The following is a 16,648-nucleotide window of genomic DNA, read 5'->3' on the forward strand; positions in this document are numbered from 1 at the left end:
CCGCATGAGTACTGTTGAAAGCGAAGCGACGGCAGGGCGCGGCAGCGCCCGCGCTGTCGCTGTCGCCTCGTCGATCGCCCGTTTCCTGGTCATCGCGATAACCACCTATCTCGGTCTTCTCGCGGTGACCTTCTTCATCGGCCGGGTGATCCCGATCGACCCGGTGCTGGCGGTGCTCGGCGACCGGGCGCCGGCCAATGTCGTCGAGCGCACCCGCCGCGAGATGGGGCTCGACCTGCCCCTGATCGAACAGTTCTACATCTATGTGAAGAATGCCCTGAACGGCAATTTCGGCACCTCGGTGCTGACCACCAATCCGGTGATGACCGACATCCGCCGCGCCTTTCCGGCGACGATCGAGCTGGCGACGCTGGGAACGCTGATCGGTGCTTTGCTTGGTGTGCCGCTCGGCGTGCTGGCCGCGGTCCGGCGCGGCAGCATCATCGACCAGATCGTGCGGATCATCGGCTTGGTCGGCTACTCCGTGCCGATCTTCTGGCTGGGACTGCTGGCGCTCGTGCTGTTCTACGCCAGGCTGCAATGGGTGGCTTTTCCCGGCCGCCTCGATATCGTCTACGAATACACCTTCACCCCGATCACCGGCTTTTATCTCCTGGATGCGCTGTGGCAGCGACAGTGGGATGTGTTTCGCGATGCCTTCCGCCACATCATCCTGCCGGCCTCGCTGCTTGGCTATTTCTCGCTCGCCTACATCAGCCGGATGACGCGATCGTTCATGCTGAACGAGCTTGCCCAGGAATATGTCGTCGCGGCGCGCGCCAAGGGCCTGTCGGAAACACGCATCATCTGGGGCCACGCGCTGCGCAACGCCGCGGTGCCGATGGTCACGGTGATCGCGCTTTCCTATGCCGGCCTGCTCGAAGGCTCGGTGCTGACCGAGACCGTTTTTTCATGGCCGGGCATCGGCCTCTACATCACTAATTCCCTGCAGAACGCCGACATGAACGCGGTGCTCGGCGGCACCATCATCATCGGCTCGGTGTTCATCGGCATCAATCTCCTGTCCGACCTGCTCTACCGGGTGCTTGATCCGAGGACCAAAGTGAGATGAGCGCTGAAGCGATACAAAGCCGTCGCGACTGGCTGCTCAGCGAGCGGCCGGCGTCGCGCATGCAGGCCAGGCTCGGCCGCGCCTATGTCGCGTGGCGGCGCTTTTCAGCCAACCGGCTGGCGTTTCTCGGCCTGCTCATCATCATCGCTTTGCTGGTGGTCGCCGCCTTTGCCGATGTGCTGGCGCCCTATTCGCCGACATTCGGCGACCTCAAGGGCTCGCGGCTGCTGGCGCCAAGTGCCGAGCACTGGTTCGGCACCGACGACCTCGGCCGCGACATCCTTTCGCGCGTCATCTTCGGCTCGCGTTGGACGCTTTACGTCGTCATTCTCGTCGCAGTCATCGCCGCTCCTATCGGCCTGCTGGTCGGCACCGTCGCCGGTTATGCCGGCGGCTGGATCGATGCGATCCTGATGCGTATCACCGACATCTTTCTCGCCTTTCCGAAGCTGATCCTGGCGCTGGCCTTCGTCGCCGCACTCGGCCCCGGCATCGAGAATGCGGTGCTCGCTATCGCCGTCACCTCATGGCCGCCCTACGCCCGTATCGCGCGTGCCGAAACGCTCACCGTGCGCAATTCGGATTACATCAAGGCGGTGCAATTGATGGGCGCCTCGCCGTTCCGCATCGTGCTGCGCCACATCATGCCGCTCTGCATCTCCTCGCTGATCGTCAGGGTGACGCTCGACATGGCCGGCATCATCCTGACCGCCGCCGGTCTCGGCTTCCTCGGCCTCGGCGCGCAACCGCCGCTGCCGGAATGGGGCGCGATGATCGCGTCGGGCCGCCGCTTCGTGCTCGACCAATGGTGGGTGGCCGGTGCACCGGGCTTTGCCATCCTCTTCGTCAGCCTCGGCTTCAACCTGCTCGGCGACGGCCTGCGCGACGCGCTCGACCCGCGCAGTGGTGACCAATGAGCACGCTTCTCGAGGTTGACGATCTGCGCGTCACCTTCCCGACGCGCACCGGCCGGATCGAGGCGGTGCGCGGCGTCTCCTTCTCGCTCGGCCGCGAACGGCTCGGCATCGTCGGCGAGAGCGGTTCCGGCAAGTCGCAGACCGGCCGCGCCATCATGGGCCTGACCCCGCCGCAGGCCGAGGTCACGGCCAGGAAACTTGCCTTCGACGGCACCGACCTGCTCGCGGCCTCGCCCCGCGACCGCCGGGCGCTGCGCGGCAAGCGCATCGCCATGATCCTCCAGGATCCAAAATACTCGCTCGACCCGGTGATGAGCATCGGCCGCCAGATTGTCGAGACGCTGCGCACGCATGAGAAGGTCGGCAAGGCGGAGGCCCGCGACCGGGCGCTCGCCATGCTGGAGGCGGTGCAGATCCGCGATCCCGCCCGTGTCTTCGACTTGCATCCGCACGAGGTGTCGGGCGGCATGGGCCAGCGCGCCATGATCGCCATGATGCTGATCGCCGGGCCGGAGATGATGATCGCCGACGAGCCGACCTCGGCGCTCGACGTCACCGTTCAGCTCGACGTGCTCGGCATCCTCGACAGGCTGGTCAGCGAGCGCGGCATGGGCCTGATCTTCATCTCGCACGATCTGCGCCTGGTCTCGTCCTTCTGCGACCGGGTGATCGTCATGTATGCCGGCAAGGTGGTCGAGCAGCTCAAGGCGTCGGAGCTCGGCCGCGCCCAGCATCCCTATACGCGCGGCCTGCTCAACTGCATGCCCAAGATCGGCGCCGACCGCCACCCGCTGCCGGTGCTCGACCGCAAGCCGGAGTGGGCGGCATGACGGCAGCACTTTCTGTCGACAGGCTGGAGGTGGTCTTCGACCGCTTTCGCGCGCTGAAGGGTATCAGCCTCGAGGTGCAATCCGGCGAATCCTTCGGCCTGGTCGGCGAATCCGGCTCCGGCAAATCGACGCTGCTGCGGGCGATCGCCGGCCTCGCGCCGGCCGCTTCGGGCAGCATCACCGTCAACGGAAAAAAACTCGGCAAGCGCCGCGACAAGGCCTTCTATCGCGAGGTGCAGATGGTCTTCCAGGACCCCTACGGCTCGCTGCATCCGCGCCAGACCGTCGACCGCCTGCTGCAGGAGCCGCTCGCCATCCACGGCTTTGCCGATGGCGAGAAGCGCATCCAGCGGGCGCTCGACGAGGTCGGGCTCGGCACCGGCTTCCGCTTCCGCTATTCGCATCAATTGTCGGGTGGCCAGCGCCAGCGGGTGGCGATTGCGCGGGCGCTCATCCTCGAACCGGCGATCCTGCTGCTCGACGAGCCGACCTCGGCGCTCGACGCTTCCGTGCAGGCGGAGGTGCTCAACCTGTTGGAAGACATCCGGCGGCGGCGCAAGCTGACCTTCCTGATGGTCAGCCACGACCTCGCCATCATCACCCATATGTGCGAGCGGCTGATGGTGATGCAGCACGGCGAGGCGGTCGAGCATCTCACCGCTGATGACCTCGTCGAGCGCCGCGTCAGCAAGGATTATACGCGCAATTTGCTCAGGGCGAGCGACGGGTTTGTGCGGACTGCGTGAGTCAAATCAGCTGTCCGCGAAGGAATGCGACCTTAGCGGCGGCAGGCCCAATCGCCTGGCGGCGGTGCCAACTTGAGGAAAACGTGAAATAAGGTCAGAACAGGTCTTAGCATATACCAAACGAGAACGGGCGCCGGCCCGGTGAGGGAACATCATGAAGAACTCAGCCATCTCCGAACGCAAGAACCAGTCGATCTCGCGCGGCGTCGGCATGACCACGCAGATTTATGCCGACCGCGCCGAGAACTCGGAAATCTGGGATGTCGAGGGCCGTCGCTACATCGATTTCTCGTCCGGCATCGCCGTCGTCAACACCGGCCACCGCCATCCCAAGGTGATCGAGGCGGTCAAGGCGCAGCTCGACCGCTTCACCCATACCTGCCACCAGGTGGTGCCCTATGAGAGCTATGTCAGGCTGGCCGAACGGCTGAACGGCTTGCTGCCGGGCAAATTCGACAAGAAGACGATTTTCGTCACCACCGGTGCCGAAGCGGTGGAGAACGCCATCAAGATCGCCCGCAACGCAACCGGCCGTCCGGCGGTCATTGCCTTTGCCGGCGGCTTCCATGGCCGCACCTTCATGGGCATGGCGCTGACCGGCAAGGTTGTTCCCTACAAGGTCGGCTTCGGCGCCATGCCGGCCGATGTTTTCCACGCGCCGTTCCCGGTGGCGCTGCATGGGATCACGGTCGCCGATTCGCTCGCCGCGCTCGACCGGCTGTTCAAGGCCGATGTCGATCCGGCCCGCGTCGCCGCCATCATCGTCGAGCCGGTGCAGGGCGAGGGCGGATTTTACGAGGCGCCGCGCGACTTCATGACCGCGCTGCGCAAGATCTGCGACCAGCACGGCATGCTGTTGATCGCCGACGAGGTGCAGACCGGTTTTGCCCGCACCGGAAAGATGTTCGCCATGGATCATCACGAGGTGGCGCCCGACATCACCACCATGGCCAAGAGCCTTGCCGGCGGCTTCCCGCTGTCGGCGGTCACCGGCCGCGCCGAGATTATGGATGCGCCCAGCCCCGGCGGGCTCGGCGGCACCTATGGCGGCAGCCCGATCGGCGTTGCCGCGGCGCATGCCGTGCTCGACGTGATCGAAGAGGAAAAGCTCTGCGACCGCGCCAACACGCTGGGCAACCGGCTGAAGCAGCGGCTGCAATCGATCCGCGACGACACGCCGGAGATCGTCGATATCAGAGGCCCGGGCTTCATGAACGCTGTCGAGTTCAACGATGTGAAGAAGGGCCTGCCGTCGGCCGAGATCGCCAATGCGGTCCGGCTGAAGGCGCTCGACAAGGGCCTGATCCTGCTCACCTGCGGCGTCTACGGCAACGTCATCCGCTTCCTCGCGCCAATCACCATCCAGGACGGCGTCATGAACGAAGCGCTCGACATCCTGGAAAGCTCGATCCGCGAGGTCCGCGCCGCCTGAGCGGATCTTTCTTCCCTTGTTGTGGGAGAAGGGAAGGATCAGCGCAGAAAACCGCCGTTCGCCGGCATCAACACATCCTTATTCGGCGGCGCGGACGGGCTCTACCTGCTGGAAAGCGGCGAGCGCCGCCTTCAATCCGTCCGGTCCCGTCGCAACCGTCTGCGGCGTCGGCGAAAAGCCGGCGCCGAGCATCTTGCGGCCAAGCATGTGGTCGCCAGGCCGGTTGACCGATTCGATGCCGAGCAGACGATTCCCAGCATAGTGGTAGATGGAGAACCGGTTCTCGTTGACGTCGCCCAGCACGACATGGCTGTCGCCGCCCGAAATCAGGCCGACCATCTGCAGCTTGATGTCACCGATATCGGACCAGAACCACGGCACCGCCGCAAAGGCGTCCGCATGGCCGACAACGGTGCGTGCTGCAAGACGCGCCTGGTCGGTCGCATTCTGCACCGATTCCAGCCGCACATCGCCACCGGTGAGCCAGTGCCGGTAGGAGGCGGCATCGCCGATGGCGAGGATTTCGGGCACCGACGTGCGCATCTGCTGGTCGACGCGGATGCCGTTGGCGATAGTGATGCCGGCGGCTTGCGCCAGTTCGACATTCGGCACGACGCCGATGCCGATGATGACCATCTGCGCCGGCAGCCGCTCGCCGGATGCGGTGATTGCCGCCGAGACATGGCCGTTCTCGCCTTCGAGCCGTGCAATCGTGGTGCCGGTGAGAATGCGCACGCCGGTCGCTTCCAGCCGCTGCCGCACGTGGCGCGCGATGATCGGCGCCACCGCCCGGCCGAGCAGCCGGTCGACCGCCTCGACCACGATGACCTTGCGGCCGGCCGCTGTGAGCGTCGCGGCGATCTCCAGCCCGATGAAGCCGCCGCCGAGGATGACGGCATCCTCGCTCTGCGCGCTCAATTCGCGGATCAGGCGCGCGTCGGCGAGCGAGCGCAGCGACACCACGCCCGAAAAATCCGAACCCGGCAGCGACAGCATGCGCGGCCGCGAACCGGTCGCCAGGATCAGCCGGTCGAACGGCAGTGTGCCGCCATCCGATAGCTCCAGCCTGCGGCCCCCGGCATCGATGCGATCGATGCGGACGCCCGGCCGGTAGTCGATCGCGCTGCCGGTATAAAAAGCCTCGCCGCGCAGCGGCTGCGGTTTGGCCTCCTGATCCTTGATGAAGGTCTTCGACAGCGGCGGCTTGTGGTAGGGCAGTTCGTCCTCATCGCTGATGAGGATCACGGGTTCGTCGTAGCCGTCCTCGCGCAGGCTGGCGGCCGCTTGCACGCCCGCATGACCCGCACCGACAATGACCACACCGTTTTTCATCGCAGCCCCAATTCCTCATCTCTCCTAGGCGTTATCCAAGTCTAGGACGTCTCGCCAAGTGGCGATTGTCTGACGCCGCCGCAAGACCACCCTTGCGGGTCGCACCCGGAATGGCGGTCTGTCAATCGTTCGTTCGACGGCGGCGCGGCAAATACGGCTAAAGTTGATACTTGCAGTTTAGAATAATTCTAAACTGTTGTTTCAATTGGCTTTTCTCTCTGAAATTGGTTGACTTCCGGCACCTTCATCGCTTTATGGAAGCGTGCGCGTCAAGCGCATCCCTTTGATGTCTGGGCCTTGAACCCTTTCGATTGGAGGCATTTCGATGTCTTTCTTCGGCAAACCGCGCTATGCCGCGGCCTGTATCTCGCTCAATGGCATGGACCTGCCTTGGCGCCGATTGCCTGCCGACGCGCCTTTGGCGCAGGCATTTTCACTGAATTCCCGAGGGAGATGACAATCATGAGAGCGATGATCACGGCGCGATATGGCAGCAGGCTTGCAGCGATAGGCGCCACGGTGGCCTTGACGGCGGCGATATTCGTGCTGCCGGCCAAGGCGGAAACCGATGCCAAGGCGGTCATCAAGACCTATTCCGATATTGCGCTCGCCAAATATGAGGATTCGCTGACCACGGCGCAGGCGCTCGGCAAGGCCGTCGACGCGCTGCTCGCCAAGCCTTCGGTGGAAACGCTCACCGCCGCCCGCGAGGCCTGGAAAGCGTCGCGCGTTCCCTATCAGCAGACCGAAGTCTATCGCTTCGGCAACGCCATCGTCGACGACTGGGAAGGCAAGGTGAACGCCTGGCCGCTGGACGAAGGCCTGATCGATTATGTCGCCGAGAACTACGGCACCGAGTCGGACGCGAATGCGCTGTATACCGCCAATGTGATCGCCAACAAGTCGATCGAGATCGACGGCAAGAAGATCGACGCCACCAATCTTACTCCCGAGTTCCTCTCCGGCACGCTGCAGGAAGCCGGCGGCATTGAGGCCAATGTGGCGACCGGTTATCACGCCATCGAATTCCTGCTGTGGGGCCAGGACCTGCACGGCACCGGCCCGGGCGCCGGCGAACGGCCCTATACCGACTACGACCTCGCCAACTGCACCGGCGGCAATTGCGATCGTCGCGCGCAGTACCTGAAGTCGGCGAGCGAGCTTCTGGTTTCCGATCTGCAGGACATGGTCAACGACTGGAAGGAAGGCGGCGCAGCCCGCAAGAACCTTGTCGATGGCGAGCCGAAAGCCGGCATCTCGACCATCCTCACCGGCATGGGCTCGCTGTCCTACGGCGAACTCGCCGGCGAGCGCATGAAGCTCGGCCTGCTGCTGCACGACCCGGAAGAGGAGCATGACTGCTTCTCCGACAACACCTACGATTCCCATTTCTACGATGCCGTCGGCATTCGCGCCGCCTATAAGGGCAACTACACCCGCCTCGACGGCACCGTCGTCGAAGGACCGTCGGTATCCGACATGGTCAAGGAGGCCGATCCGGCGGTCGACAAGGAACTGTCGGACAAGCTTGATGTCACCGTCGCCAAGATGGAAGCGATCAAGGCGCGGGCGCTTGGCGGCGAGGCCTATGACCAGCAGATCGGCGAAGGCAGTACGCAAGGCAACGCCACCGTGCAGGCGGCGATCGACGCGCTGGTCGATCAGACCAAGTCGATCGAACGCGCCGTCGGCACCCTGAAACTCAATGCCATCGCCTTCGAGGGCTCGGACAGCCTCGATGCGCCGGACAAGGTGTTTCAGTAAGGCGTCGATGCCCGGAGCCCGAACCGAAGGTCCGCGTCGCGAAAAGTGGAAGTCGGTCTCGGCTTCAGGCTCCACTCAAGAAAATAAGCCACATGGCGCCGAGCACGCGCCGTCAGCCACACAGAGCAAATAATGCTGATCTGCCATTGCAACATCATCACCGAGAAGGAGATTGAGCAGACGATCGTCGGGCTGCTGGATCAGGATCCCTGGCAGCTTATCGTGCCGGCGAAGATCTATCATGCCATGCAGAAGCGTGGTCGCTGTTGCGGCTGCTTCCCAAATGTGGTCGAAACGATCATTCGGGTAACCGAAAATTACCACACCCGCTCGGAGGCGAGCGGCGTGGATGTCGTTTCACACCTGGATCGCGTCAGAGGCCTGCGCGTCCTATACGGGAGCAGAACCCATGAAAGGCGAACAACAGATCATAGAGCGGCTTAACGAAGCTCTGTTTCTGGAACTTGGAGCAGTCAATCAGTACTGGGTGCATTTCCGGCTGCTGGAGGACTGGGGATACGCCAAGCTGGCAAAGAAGGAACGCGCGGAATCGATCGAGGAGATGCACCATGCCGACCGGCTCGTGGCCCGCATCATCTTCCTTGAAGGCCATCCGAACCTGCAGTCGGTAGCGCCGCTGCGCATCGGACAGAATGTCAAGGAAGTGCTCGAATCGGATCTTGCCGGCGAGTATGACGCGCGCACTGCCTACAAACGGTCGCGCGAGATTTGTGACGAAGCGGGTGACTATGTGACGATGAAGCTGTTCGAGGATTTGTTGTCCGACGAGGAAGGTCACATCGACTTCCTCGAGACGCAACTCGACCTGCTCGCCTCGATCGGCGAGGAAAAATACGGCCAGCTCAACGCCGCATCGGCCGACGAGGCGGATTAGGGACATGCGGGAATGCGGCGCCGCTTAGACTACTTGCGCCGCTTGCGGCGGGCCGAGGATTGCGGCCTGCCGTCCCAGCACAACCCGCGATACGGCTGGCTTCGCCGGCTTTCGCCTGCCGTAGTGGTCGCGCTGACCGCCTCGGCGCTGGCCGGCGCGCCCGAACCGGCGGGTCTCGCCACCAGCCGTTCCGATCTGACGCCGAAGGATCTGGCGCGCGTCATTGCCATCGCCAGGCCGACCAGGGATTTCTCCAAGCCCGAGCAGTTCGAGCCGATGCAGGGCGGCGCCGGCACGTCGCGGAAAGGCGCCAACAAGGACGCTTTCTCGCAATCTTCCGCCAATATCACTTTCGAGGAACAAGGCACCTTCAAGCTCGGCAATGCTCTTTTCCGCAAGAACTGGGTGTCGTCGCCCTCGTCGACGCAGGCATCGGACGGGCTTGGTCCGCTGTTCAACGAGCGGGCGTGCCAGAATTGCCATCTGAAGGACGGTCGCGGTCATCCGCCGCAAGCCGACAGCGGCACCACCTCGATGTTCCTGCGGCTGGCGCGGCAGGCGAGCACCGAGGAGGAGAAAGCAGCGCTGGCCGCCGGCAAGGTGCTCAACTTCCCTGATCCGGTCTACGGCTCGCAATTGCAGGAACTGGCCGTTCCGGGCCTTCGCGGCGAAGGCAGGATGCGTGTCCTCTATCAAGAGCAAAAAGTCACCCTGCCTGACGGCACCGTGGTTTGGCTGCGCAAGCCGAGCTATTCGGTCGATGATCTTGCCAACGGGCCGCTCGATCCGCACACCACGCTTTCGCCGCGCTTGACGCCGCCGATGATCGGCCTCGGGCTGGTCGAGCAAATCGCGCCGGCCGACATTCTCGCCAGTGCCGATCCGGACGATCGCAACAGTGACGGCATCTCCGGCAAGCCCAACATCGTGCGCGACGGCCACAGCGGCGAGCCGACGCTCGGCCGCTTTGGCTGGAAGGCGCAGACCCCTTCGATCCGCCAGCAAGCGGCGGACGCATTTGCCGGCGACATCGGCATTTCGACGCCGGAAGTGCCGAACCACTGGGGCGATTGCACCGCGGCCGAAAAGAACTGCCTTGCCATGGCCAACGGCGTCCAGAAGCGCCTCGGCCCGGTCGAGGCGCCGCCGCCGGTCATGGACCTGGTCACCTTCTATTCGCAAAACCTCGCCGTGCCGGCGCGGCGCGATCTCGACAAGCCCGATGTGCTGGCCGGCAAGAAGCTGTTCTACGACATGGGCTGCATTTCCTGCCATACGCCGAAATTCGTCACCCGCCGCGGCACGCCCAACAAGGCACAGGCCTTCCAGCTGATCTGGCCCTATTCCGATTTTCTGCTGCACGACTTGGGGCCGGGCCTCGCCGACGGGCAAGCGGTGGGCGATGCCAGCGGGAGCGAATGGCGCACGCCGCCGCTGTGGGGCATCGGTCTTACCCAGACCGTCAACGGCAACACCTTCTTCCTGCACGACGGGCGGGCGCGCACCCTGACCGAGGCGATCCTGTGGCATGGCGGCGAGGGGCAGAAGGCGCGCGACCGCTTTGCCGCCGCCGCCGCGCCCGATCGCGGCGCACTGATCAAATTCCTGGAGTCTTTGTGATGTCGAAGCGTCTGGCGTTTGTCCTGGTTCTCCCGCTGGTCCTCGCCGGCGCATTGCCGGCGTCCGCAGCGGTGAAGGCTTCCGACGTGATCCAGCGAGCGATCGACGGCTTTGTCCGCCCGGCCTATGCACGCCTGCAAGACCATGCCGACAGCCTGAGCAAGGCAGTGCGCACGCTGTGCGACGCGCCTTCGCAGCACCATCTCGATGCGGCGCGCGCCGAATTCTCCGGCACCGTGGATGCCTGGTCGGTCGTCGAGATCATCCGCATCGGACCGATCACGCAGAACAACCGGCTGGAACGCATGCTGTTTTGGCCGGACCGCAAGAGCATCGGCCTGAGGCAGGTGCAGGCGGCGTTGGCCAGTAAAGACCGGACCGCCGCCGATCCGGCCCATCTGGCGACAAAGAGCGTCGCCATGCAAGGGCTCGGCGCGCTGGAATTCGTGCTTTACGGCGATGGCGCCGAGCGGCTCGCCGGCAAGGACGATCCCTATCGCTGCGCTTACGGCGCGGCCGTCGCCGGCAACATCGAAACGATTGCCGCCGAGGTCAGCGACGCCTGGAACAAGCCCGACGGCTTTGCAGCACTTTGGGCCAATCCGGGGCCGCAAAACGCACTCTACCGCGACGGCACGGAAGCGGTGACCGAATTGGTCGGCGTCTTCATTAACGAACTGGAGATCGTCCGTGACGTGCGCCTGAAAGGTTTTCTGGGCAGTAGCCCGCAGGCCGACAAGCCGAAACAGGCGATCTACTGGCGTTCACAAAACACCGCGCGTTCGCTGACCGGAAATCTTTCGGGCATGGACGCTCTGTTCCAGGCTTCGCAGCTTGGCGACGCGCTGTCGCCCGATGCGCGCTGGATGGCGGAATCGATCCACATCCAGCTCGTCAACGGCGCCGCCGACGCCACCGCCATCAGAGGCCCGATCGACAAGGCGCTTGCCGATCCGGCGCTGCGCCAGAAGCTCGACCACTTCTCGCTTGTGACATCCAGCCTGTCGACCCTCATCGGCACCAGGCTAACCGCCGAATTCGGCCTGACCGCCGGGTTCTCGTCGCTCGACGGAGACTGATTCTGAAAACGTCGCTGATCGACCGCCGCGACTTCCTGAGGGCTGCCGGGGCAGGCTTTGTTGCCGCGATGGCGCCGTCGGCATGGGCGAAGACGCTTGCCGCCGACGCCGTCTTCGCCACCGCTTTCGTCAAGCGCGACGGCAGCTATGGCGCGGCGATCCTGTCCGAGGCCGGCAAGGTGCTGCATGCCATCGACCTGCCCGCCCGCGGTCACGACGTCACCTTCGATCCGCTGTCGAAACGCTCGGTGGTCTTTGCCAGGCAGCCCGGCACTTTCGCGGTTGTGTTCGACCATACCGGCCGCGACGAGCCGCTGACCATTGCCAGCATCAGTGGCCGGCATTTCTTCGGCCACGGCGTGTTTTCGACCGACGGTGCGCTGCTCTACGCCACCGAGAACGATTTCGACAATGCCGCCGGCGTGGTCGGCGTCTATGACACGCGTGCGAAATTCAAGCGCGTTGGCGAGTTCCCGACCTATGGCATGGGTCCGCACGAGCTGCTGCTGCTCGGCGATGGCAGGACGATTGCCGTCGCCAATGGCGGCATCGAGACGCATCCCGATTATGGCCGCGCCGAGCTCAACATCGCGACGATGAAGCCATCTTATGTGCTGGTCGACCGCCTTACCGGCGACCTTGTCGAAAAGCACGAATTGCCGCCGGCGCTGCACCAGCTTTCGATCCGGCATATGGATACCGACAAATCCGGCGCGGTCTGGTTCGGCTGCCAGTACAGGGGGCCGGGCGGCGATCGTCCGTTGCTGGTCGGCCGCGCCGCGCGCGGCAAGGCTCTGCAACTGCTCGACATGCCGCAGGACGTGCTGTCCGGCTTCAGGAATTACATCGGCTCGGTCGCCGCCAACCCTGCTGCCGGTACCGTCGCGGTGTCCTCGCCGGAAGGCAACTCGCTTGCCATCATCGATGCGGCCAGCGGCCGGATCGTCGCCACCAGCGCACTGGCCGAGGTCTGCGGCGTAGCGCCCGACGGGGCGAGCTTCATGGCTACGACCGGCACGGGGCAGATAGCCCAAGCCGGCGGCGCGACAGGGTCCGAGCCGGACTATGTCTGGGACAATCACATGCTGCGCATCGACCAGGCCGCATAGTGCGGCACTGGTTCATTGACGGTTGTGGTCGCCGAGAGTTACCTCTTTTTGGGCGAGGTCGAAGCGAAGCCGCCAAACGATTTATGCATTATCCCCTTGCAGGGACGAGCCATGGCAGGCACAGGGAAATTGTCTTTCGAACCCCCTGCGCCCCAAGCGGGCGCTGCCAACCGGCCGTCTCATGAAGTTGCTTGCCATCGATTGTGCCGCCAATCTCTGCGCCGCCTGTGTCTACGACGCGGCGGCCGGGAAGGAACTCGGCCGCTCGGTGCTCGATCTCGGCAAGGGCCATGCCGAACATCTGATGGCTGTGATCGAAGAGGCGTTGACGACCGGCGGCACCGACTATGCCGGTCTTGGCGCCATCGCTGTCTCCACCGGCCCGGGCTCCTTCACCGGCCTGCGCGTCGGCGTCTCGGCGGCGCGGGGCCTGGCGCTGGCGCTGAAAATCCCGGCAATCGGGGTGACGACGCTGGAAGCGCTGGCGGCGCAGGCGAAAGAGACATTTCCCGGCCGCGCGGTGCTGGCCGCGCTCGACGCCGGCCGCGAGGAGATCCATGCAGCGCTTTACGACGAAGCATCCGTTTTGATTTATGGTCCCGCGGTGGCCACGCTTTCGCAAGCCGCCGCCATGGCGGTTGACGGGTTTCCGGTTCTGGCCGGCACCGCGGCCACGCAAATTGCTGCATCGGCCGGGCGCGCCTTCGACGTCGGCCCGACAAGCGCCACTACGGATATCGCAATCTATGCCCGGCTGGCCGCTACCAAGAGTGAAGGCGAAAAGCCGAAACCGCTTTATCTGCGCGGAGCTGACGCCAAGCCGCAGGCCGGGTTTATCCTGTCCAGGAAGAAAGCCGGGAAGAAAAACTGATGCGCATTCCTTTCCTCCAGCCGCGCCGCAGGGACTTTGCGCTCGAGCCGCTGACGGTCGCCGACAGTGCGGCCCTGTCGGTGCTGCATCGCGAGGATTTCGTCCGGCCGTGGAGTGATGACGAATTCGCCGTGCTGATCGAGCAGGACACGGTGTTCGGCTATGCCGCGCGCGAGACCGGCCAGGGTGCCAAGCCGCCGGTCGGTTTCGTGCTGGCGCGCCTGGCGGCCGGCGAAGGCGAGGTCCTGACTGTCGCGGTGGCGCGCTCCCATCGCCGCCAGGGCCTTGGCTGGCAACTGATGGATGCGGTGCTGCGCGAACTGCATGCGCAACGCGCCGAGGCGCTTTTCCTCGAGGTCGACGAGACCAACGTCGCCGCGATCGCGCTCTATCGGCGGCTGGGATTCCGCGAGGTCGGCAAACGTGCCAACTACTACAGATCGCCCGAGCACGGCCCGACCGGAGCGCTTGTCATGCGCCGCGATCTTCGCTAGCGCATCGGCCCGCAAATCGGAACCGATTCTCGGAAAGCACGATGCGCAGGTTGAGATGCGCAGATTAAAAAGCGCTAGAGCGTGCTTGGACGTCCAGTTTGACGCGTCGCTCTAGCCAGAACTCGGGACAGGGCCAAGAGCGAATGATCGGAAAAATCAGGATTTTCCTGGCGCTGGGCCTCGTTGTCGCAGGCTCGTTGATCCTCGTGCCGTTGCAGATCCTGTCGATGAAGACCGGCCTGTGGCGCGAGACGTTCATCCTGAAGATCTGGCACCGGCTCATCATCCGGGCGCTCGGCATGCGCATCCACGTCAAGGGGACCTTGTCCAATCAGCGCCCGTTACTGGTTGCGTCGAACCACGTTTCATGGACCGACATCATGGTGCTGGGGTCGATGGCCGACGTGACGTTCATCGCCAGGGCCGACATGGCCGGCTGGCCGTTGATCGGCATGTTGTCGAAGCTGCAGCGCACCGTTTTCATCGAGCGCGAGCGCAAACGTTCGTCGGGCGACCAGGCGAGCGAGATCGCCAGCCGCATGGCCAAGGGCGACGCCATGGTGCTGTTTGCCGAAGGTTCGACCAGCGACGGCAACATGATCTTGCCGTTCAAGAGCACGCTGTTCGGCGCCGCCTCGATGGCGATTTCGGAAGGGGCGGCCGAAACGGTCTTCATCCAGCCGGTGGCGATCGTCTATACGCGCCTGCACGGCGTGCCGCTCGGCCGCAGGCACCGGCCGATTGCCGCCTGGATCGGCGACGAGGATTTGATGCCGCATCTCAAGGTGCTGATGGCGGAGGGCGGGCTCGATGTCGAAGTGCATTTCGGCGAGCCGGTCGCCTTCTCCAAGGGCTCCAGGCGCAAGGAAACGGCCAGGCTGATGGAAAGTCAGGTGCGTGATATGGTGCAGGCGGCGCTCGCCGATCCGCGCCCGAGCCGGTAAGCCGGAAAAGCTCCAGCGCTTTGCGCGTCCAAAGGAGGCGCGGCGCTGTAAGGCAGAATCGTCTGTTTTTTGTCGGGGAAAGGCGTTAGAAGCCGCCAGATGGAATTGAACACGATCGAACGGGACGACATCGATACTGCGACCGAAACTGCGGTCGCGCCGCCTGCCGCGAGCCGGAAGGTCTTCGTCAAGACCTATGGCTGCCAGATGAACGTCTACGATTCGCAGCGCATGACCGACGCGCTGGCCGCCGACGGCTATACTGCGACGGATGCGATCGGCGAGGCCGATCTGGTGCTGCTCAACACCTGCCATATCCGCGAGAAAGCCGCCGAAAAGGTCTATTCCGAACTCGGCCGCATTCGTGAGATGAAGGCCGAACGGGCTCGGGCCGGCCGCGAGATGCTGGTCGGCGTCGCCGGCTGCGTGGCGCAGGCCGAGGGCTCCGAGATCATCCGCCGCTCGCCTTCTGTCGATCTGGTCATCGGCCCGCAGACCTATCATCGGCTGCCCGACGTGCTGGCTCGGGTGCGCGGCGGCGAAAAGATCGTCGAGACGGACTACGCCATCGAAGACAAGTTCGAGCATCTGCCGCAGCCGAAGCGCGCCGAGATCATCAGGCGCGGCGTCACCGCGTTCCTGACGGTGCAGGAAGGCTGCGACAAGTTCTGCACCTTCTGCGTGGTGCCCTATACCAGAGGCTCGGAAGTGTCGCGGCCGGTGGCGCAGATCGTCGCCGAGGCCGAGCGGCTGGCGCAAGCCGGCGTGCGCGAGGTGACGCTGCTTGGACAGAACGTCAATGCCTGGCACGGCGAAGGCGAAGCCAAAGGGGGCAAGACCGAGGAATGGGGTCTTGGCCGCCTGCTGTTCCGGCTGGCCGAGATTCCCGGGCTGGCGCGGTTGCGCTACACCACCAGCCACCCGCGCGACATGGACGACGAATTGATCGCCGCTCACCGTGACTTGCCGGCGCTGATGCCCTATCTGCATTTGCCTGTGCAATCCGGCTCCGACCGCATCCTCAAGGCGATGAACCGCAGGCATACGGCAAAAGATTATTTGACGCTGCTCGACCGGATCCGCGCCGCACGGAGCGATATCGCGCTTTCGGGCGACTTCATTGTCGGCTTTCCCGGCGAGACGGATGCGGATTTCGAGGCGACGATGGACCTTGTCCACCAGGTGAACTATGCCTCGGCCTTCTCGTTCAAATATTCGCCGCGCCCCGGCACGCCGGGCGCGGAAATGGCCGATCATGTGCCGGAAGCGGTCAAGGACGAGCGCCTGCAGCGACTGCAGGCGCTGTTGCTGACCCAGCAGCAGGAGTTCGGCGCCAGCCTGGTCGGCAGCACCATCGACACGCTGATCGAGAAGCCGGGCCGCCAGGCTGGCCAGAAGGTCGGCCGCTCACCGTGGCTGCAGCCGGTTATTGTTGATGAAAAGTCCGGCGAAATCGGTGAGATTATCCAGGTACGAATCACGAAGACGGGTTACAACAGCCTGTTCGCCGAATTGGCCTGAAGGTCTCGGCAGATGAGGAGAG

General features: G+C 64.4%; 16 protein-coding genes. 15 read left to right on the top strand and 1 reads right to left on the bottom strand.

Annotated elements, in window-relative coordinates:
* Positions 1-4: 4 nt before the first annotated feature.
* The 5 genes from AC0L28_RS21570 to AC0L28_RS21590 all read left to right on the top strand — a co-directional run bounded on the left by AC0L28_RS21570 (position 5) and on the right by AC0L28_RS21590 (position 4,997).
* Positions 5-1,072, top strand: coding sequence for an ABC transporter permease (locus tag AC0L28_RS21570; RefSeq protein ID WP_287258244.1), 1,068 nt, complete (start codon positions 5-7; stop codon positions 1,070-1,072).
* On the top strand, positions 1,069-1,989 hold the full coding sequence (gene nikC, locus AC0L28_RS21575) for a nickel transporter permease (RefSeq protein ID WP_287258245.1): 921 nt from the start codon (positions 1,069-1,071) through the stop codon (positions 1,987-1,989). Before AC0L28_RS21570 ends, nikC begins: the two co-directional genes overlap by 4 nt.
* Positions 1,986-2,819, top strand: coding sequence for an ABC transporter ATP-binding protein (locus AC0L28_RS21580; protein WP_287226871.1), 834 nt, complete (start codon positions 1,986-1,988; stop codon positions 2,817-2,819). The genes nikC and AC0L28_RS21580 overlap by 4 nt, the downstream gene beginning before the upstream one ends.
* Positions 2,816-3,565 carry an ABC transporter ATP-binding protein gene (locus AC0L28_RS21585; RefSeq protein ID WP_287258246.1) on the top strand — a complete coding sequence of 250 codons (750 nt, stop codon included), beginning with the start codon at positions 2,816-2,818 and terminating at the stop codon, positions 3,563-3,565. The genes AC0L28_RS21580 and AC0L28_RS21585 overlap by 4 nt, the downstream gene beginning before the upstream one ends.
* A 154-nt stretch (positions 3,566-3,719) precedes the next feature.
* On the top strand, positions 3,720-4,997 hold the full coding sequence (locus tag AC0L28_RS21590; protein ID WP_128247975.1) for a 4-aminobutyrate--2-oxoglutarate transaminase: 1,278 nt from the start codon (positions 3,720-3,722) through the stop codon (positions 4,995-4,997).
* 78 nt (positions 4,998-5,075) lie between these two features.
* On the opposite strand, the gene AC0L28_RS21595 is transcribed toward AC0L28_RS21590, so the two are convergent.
* Positions 5,076-6,329, bottom strand: coding sequence for an NAD(P)/FAD-dependent oxidoreductase (locus AC0L28_RS21595; RefSeq protein ID WP_287258248.1), 1,254 nt, complete (start codon positions 6,327-6,329; stop codon positions 5,076-5,078).
* Between the two features lie 471 nt (positions 6,330-6,800).
* Here AC0L28_RS21595 and AC0L28_RS21600 point away from each other — a divergent pair, with 471 nt between their 5' ends.
* The 10 genes from AC0L28_RS21600 (at position 6,801) to miaB (ending at position 16,626) form a co-directional block, all read left to right on the top strand.
* Positions 6,801-8,093, top strand: coding sequence for an imelysin family protein (locus AC0L28_RS21600; RefSeq protein WP_287258306.1), 1,293 nt, complete (start codon positions 6,801-6,803; stop codon positions 8,091-8,093).
* Positions 8,094-8,225: 132 nt separating this feature from the next.
* The gene (locus AC0L28_RS21605; RefSeq protein WP_287258250.1) at positions 8,226-8,537 is read left to right on the top strand and encodes a (2Fe-2S)-binding protein; all 312 of its coding nucleotides are present in this window, start codon (positions 8,226-8,228) and stop codon (positions 8,535-8,537) included.
* Positions 8,503-8,988 (top strand): bacterioferritin, encoded by a 486-nt coding sequence (gene bfr, locus AC0L28_RS21610; RefSeq protein WP_023802097.1) that lies wholly within the window; start codon positions 8,503-8,505, stop codon positions 8,986-8,988. The genes AC0L28_RS21605 and bfr overlap by 35 nt, the downstream gene beginning before the upstream one ends.
* Before the next feature lie 12 nt (positions 8,989-9,000).
* On the top strand, positions 9,001-10,608 hold the full coding sequence (locus AC0L28_RS21615; RefSeq protein WP_473480077.1) for a di-heme oxidoreductase family protein: 1,608 nt from the start codon (positions 9,001-9,003) through the stop codon (positions 10,606-10,608).
* Positions 10,608-11,687 (top strand): imelysin family protein, encoded by a 1,080-nt coding sequence (locus AC0L28_RS21620; protein ID WP_287258254.1) that lies wholly within the window; start codon positions 10,608-10,610, stop codon positions 11,685-11,687. The genes AC0L28_RS21615 and AC0L28_RS21620 overlap by 1 nt, the downstream gene beginning before the upstream one ends.
* A gap of 2 nt (positions 11,688-11,689) precedes the next feature.
* The gene (locus tag AC0L28_RS21625; RefSeq protein ID WP_287258308.1) at positions 11,690-12,796 is read left to right on the top strand and encodes a DUF1513 domain-containing protein; all 1,107 of its coding nucleotides are present in this window, start codon (positions 11,690-11,692) and stop codon (positions 12,794-12,796) included.
* A 181-nt stretch (positions 12,797-12,977) separates the two neighbouring features.
* Positions 12,978-13,667: a tRNA (adenosine(37)-N6)-threonylcarbamoyltransferase complex dimerization subunit type 1 TsaB gene (tsaB, locus tag AC0L28_RS21630; protein WP_023802101.1), complete on the top strand. Its 690-nt coding sequence runs from the start codon at positions 12,978-12,980 to the stop codon at positions 13,665-13,667.
* Positions 13,667-14,161: a GNAT family N-acetyltransferase gene (locus AC0L28_RS21635; protein ID WP_287258255.1), complete on the top strand. Its 495-nt coding sequence runs from the start codon at positions 13,667-13,669 to the stop codon at positions 14,159-14,161. The genes tsaB and AC0L28_RS21635 overlap by 1 nt, the downstream gene beginning before the upstream one ends.
* Positions 14,162-14,304: 143 nt before the next feature.
* Complete coding sequence (olsA, locus tag AC0L28_RS21640; protein WP_023802103.1) at positions 14,305-15,105, top strand: lyso-ornithine lipid O-acyltransferase; 801 nt, start codon at positions 14,305-14,307, stop codon at positions 15,103-15,105.
* A 99-nt stretch (positions 15,106-15,204) separates the two neighbouring features.
* Positions 15,205-16,626: a tRNA (N6-isopentenyl adenosine(37)-C2)-methylthiotransferase MiaB gene (gene miaB / locus AC0L28_RS21645; protein ID WP_287258257.1), complete on the top strand. Its 1,422-nt coding sequence runs from the start codon at positions 15,205-15,207 to the stop codon at positions 16,624-16,626.
* Positions 16,627-16,648 lie beyond the last annotated feature (22 nt).

This window comes from Mesorhizobium sp. WSM4847 (genome assembly GCF_055811335.1).

Bases quoted from the DNA above. Each gene is read 5' to 3' on its own strand.
- AC0L28_RS21570 (WP_287258244.1), top strand. From the start codon at position 5: ATGAGTACTGTTGAAAGCGAAGCGACGGCAGGGCGCGGCAGCGCCCGC.
- nikC (WP_287258245.1), top strand. From the start codon at position 1,069: ATGAGCGCTGAAGCGATACAAAGCCGTCGCGACTGGCTGCTCAGCGAG.
- AC0L28_RS21580 (WP_287226871.1), top strand. From the start codon at position 1,986: ATGAGCACGCTTCTCGAGGTTGACGATCTGCGCGTCACCTTCCCGACG.
- AC0L28_RS21585 (WP_287258246.1), top strand. From the start codon at position 2,816: ATGACGGCAGCACTTTCTGTCGACAGGCTGGAGGTGGTCTTCGACCGC.
- AC0L28_RS21590 (WP_128247975.1), top strand. From the start codon at position 3,720: ATGAAGAACTCAGCCATCTCCGAACGCAAGAACCAGTCGATCTCGCGC.
- AC0L28_RS21595 (WP_287258248.1), bottom strand. From the start codon at position 6,329: ATGAAAAACGGTGTGGTCATTGTCGGTGCGGGTCATGCGGGCGTGCAA.
- AC0L28_RS21600 (WP_287258306.1), top strand. From the start codon at position 6,801: ATGATCACGGCGCGATATGGCAGCAGGCTTGCAGCGATAGGCGCCACG.
- AC0L28_RS21605 (WP_287258250.1), top strand. From the start codon at position 8,226: ATGCTGATCTGCCATTGCAACATCATCACCGAGAAGGAGATTGAGCAG.
- bfr (WP_023802097.1), top strand. From the start codon at position 8,503: ATGAAAGGCGAACAACAGATCATAGAGCGGCTTAACGAAGCTCTGTTT.
- AC0L28_RS21615 (WP_473480077.1), top strand. From the start codon at position 9,001: ATGCGGCGCCGCTTAGACTACTTGCGCCGCTTGCGGCGGGCCGAGGAT.
- AC0L28_RS21620 (WP_287258254.1), top strand. From the start codon at position 10,608: ATGTCGAAGCGTCTGGCGTTTGTCCTGGTTCTCCCGCTGGTCCTCGCC.
- tsaB (WP_023802101.1), top strand. From the start codon at position 12,978: ATGAAGTTGCTTGCCATCGATTGTGCCGCCAATCTCTGCGCCGCCTGT.
- AC0L28_RS21635 (WP_287258255.1), top strand. From the start codon at position 13,667: ATGCGCATTCCTTTCCTCCAGCCGCGCCGCAGGGACTTTGCGCTCGAG.
- olsA (WP_023802103.1), top strand. From the start codon at position 14,305: ATGATCGGAAAAATCAGGATTTTCCTGGCGCTGGGCCTCGTTGTCGCA.
- miaB (WP_287258257.1), top strand. From the start codon at position 15,205: ATGGAATTGAACACGATCGAACGGGACGACATCGATACTGCGACCGAA.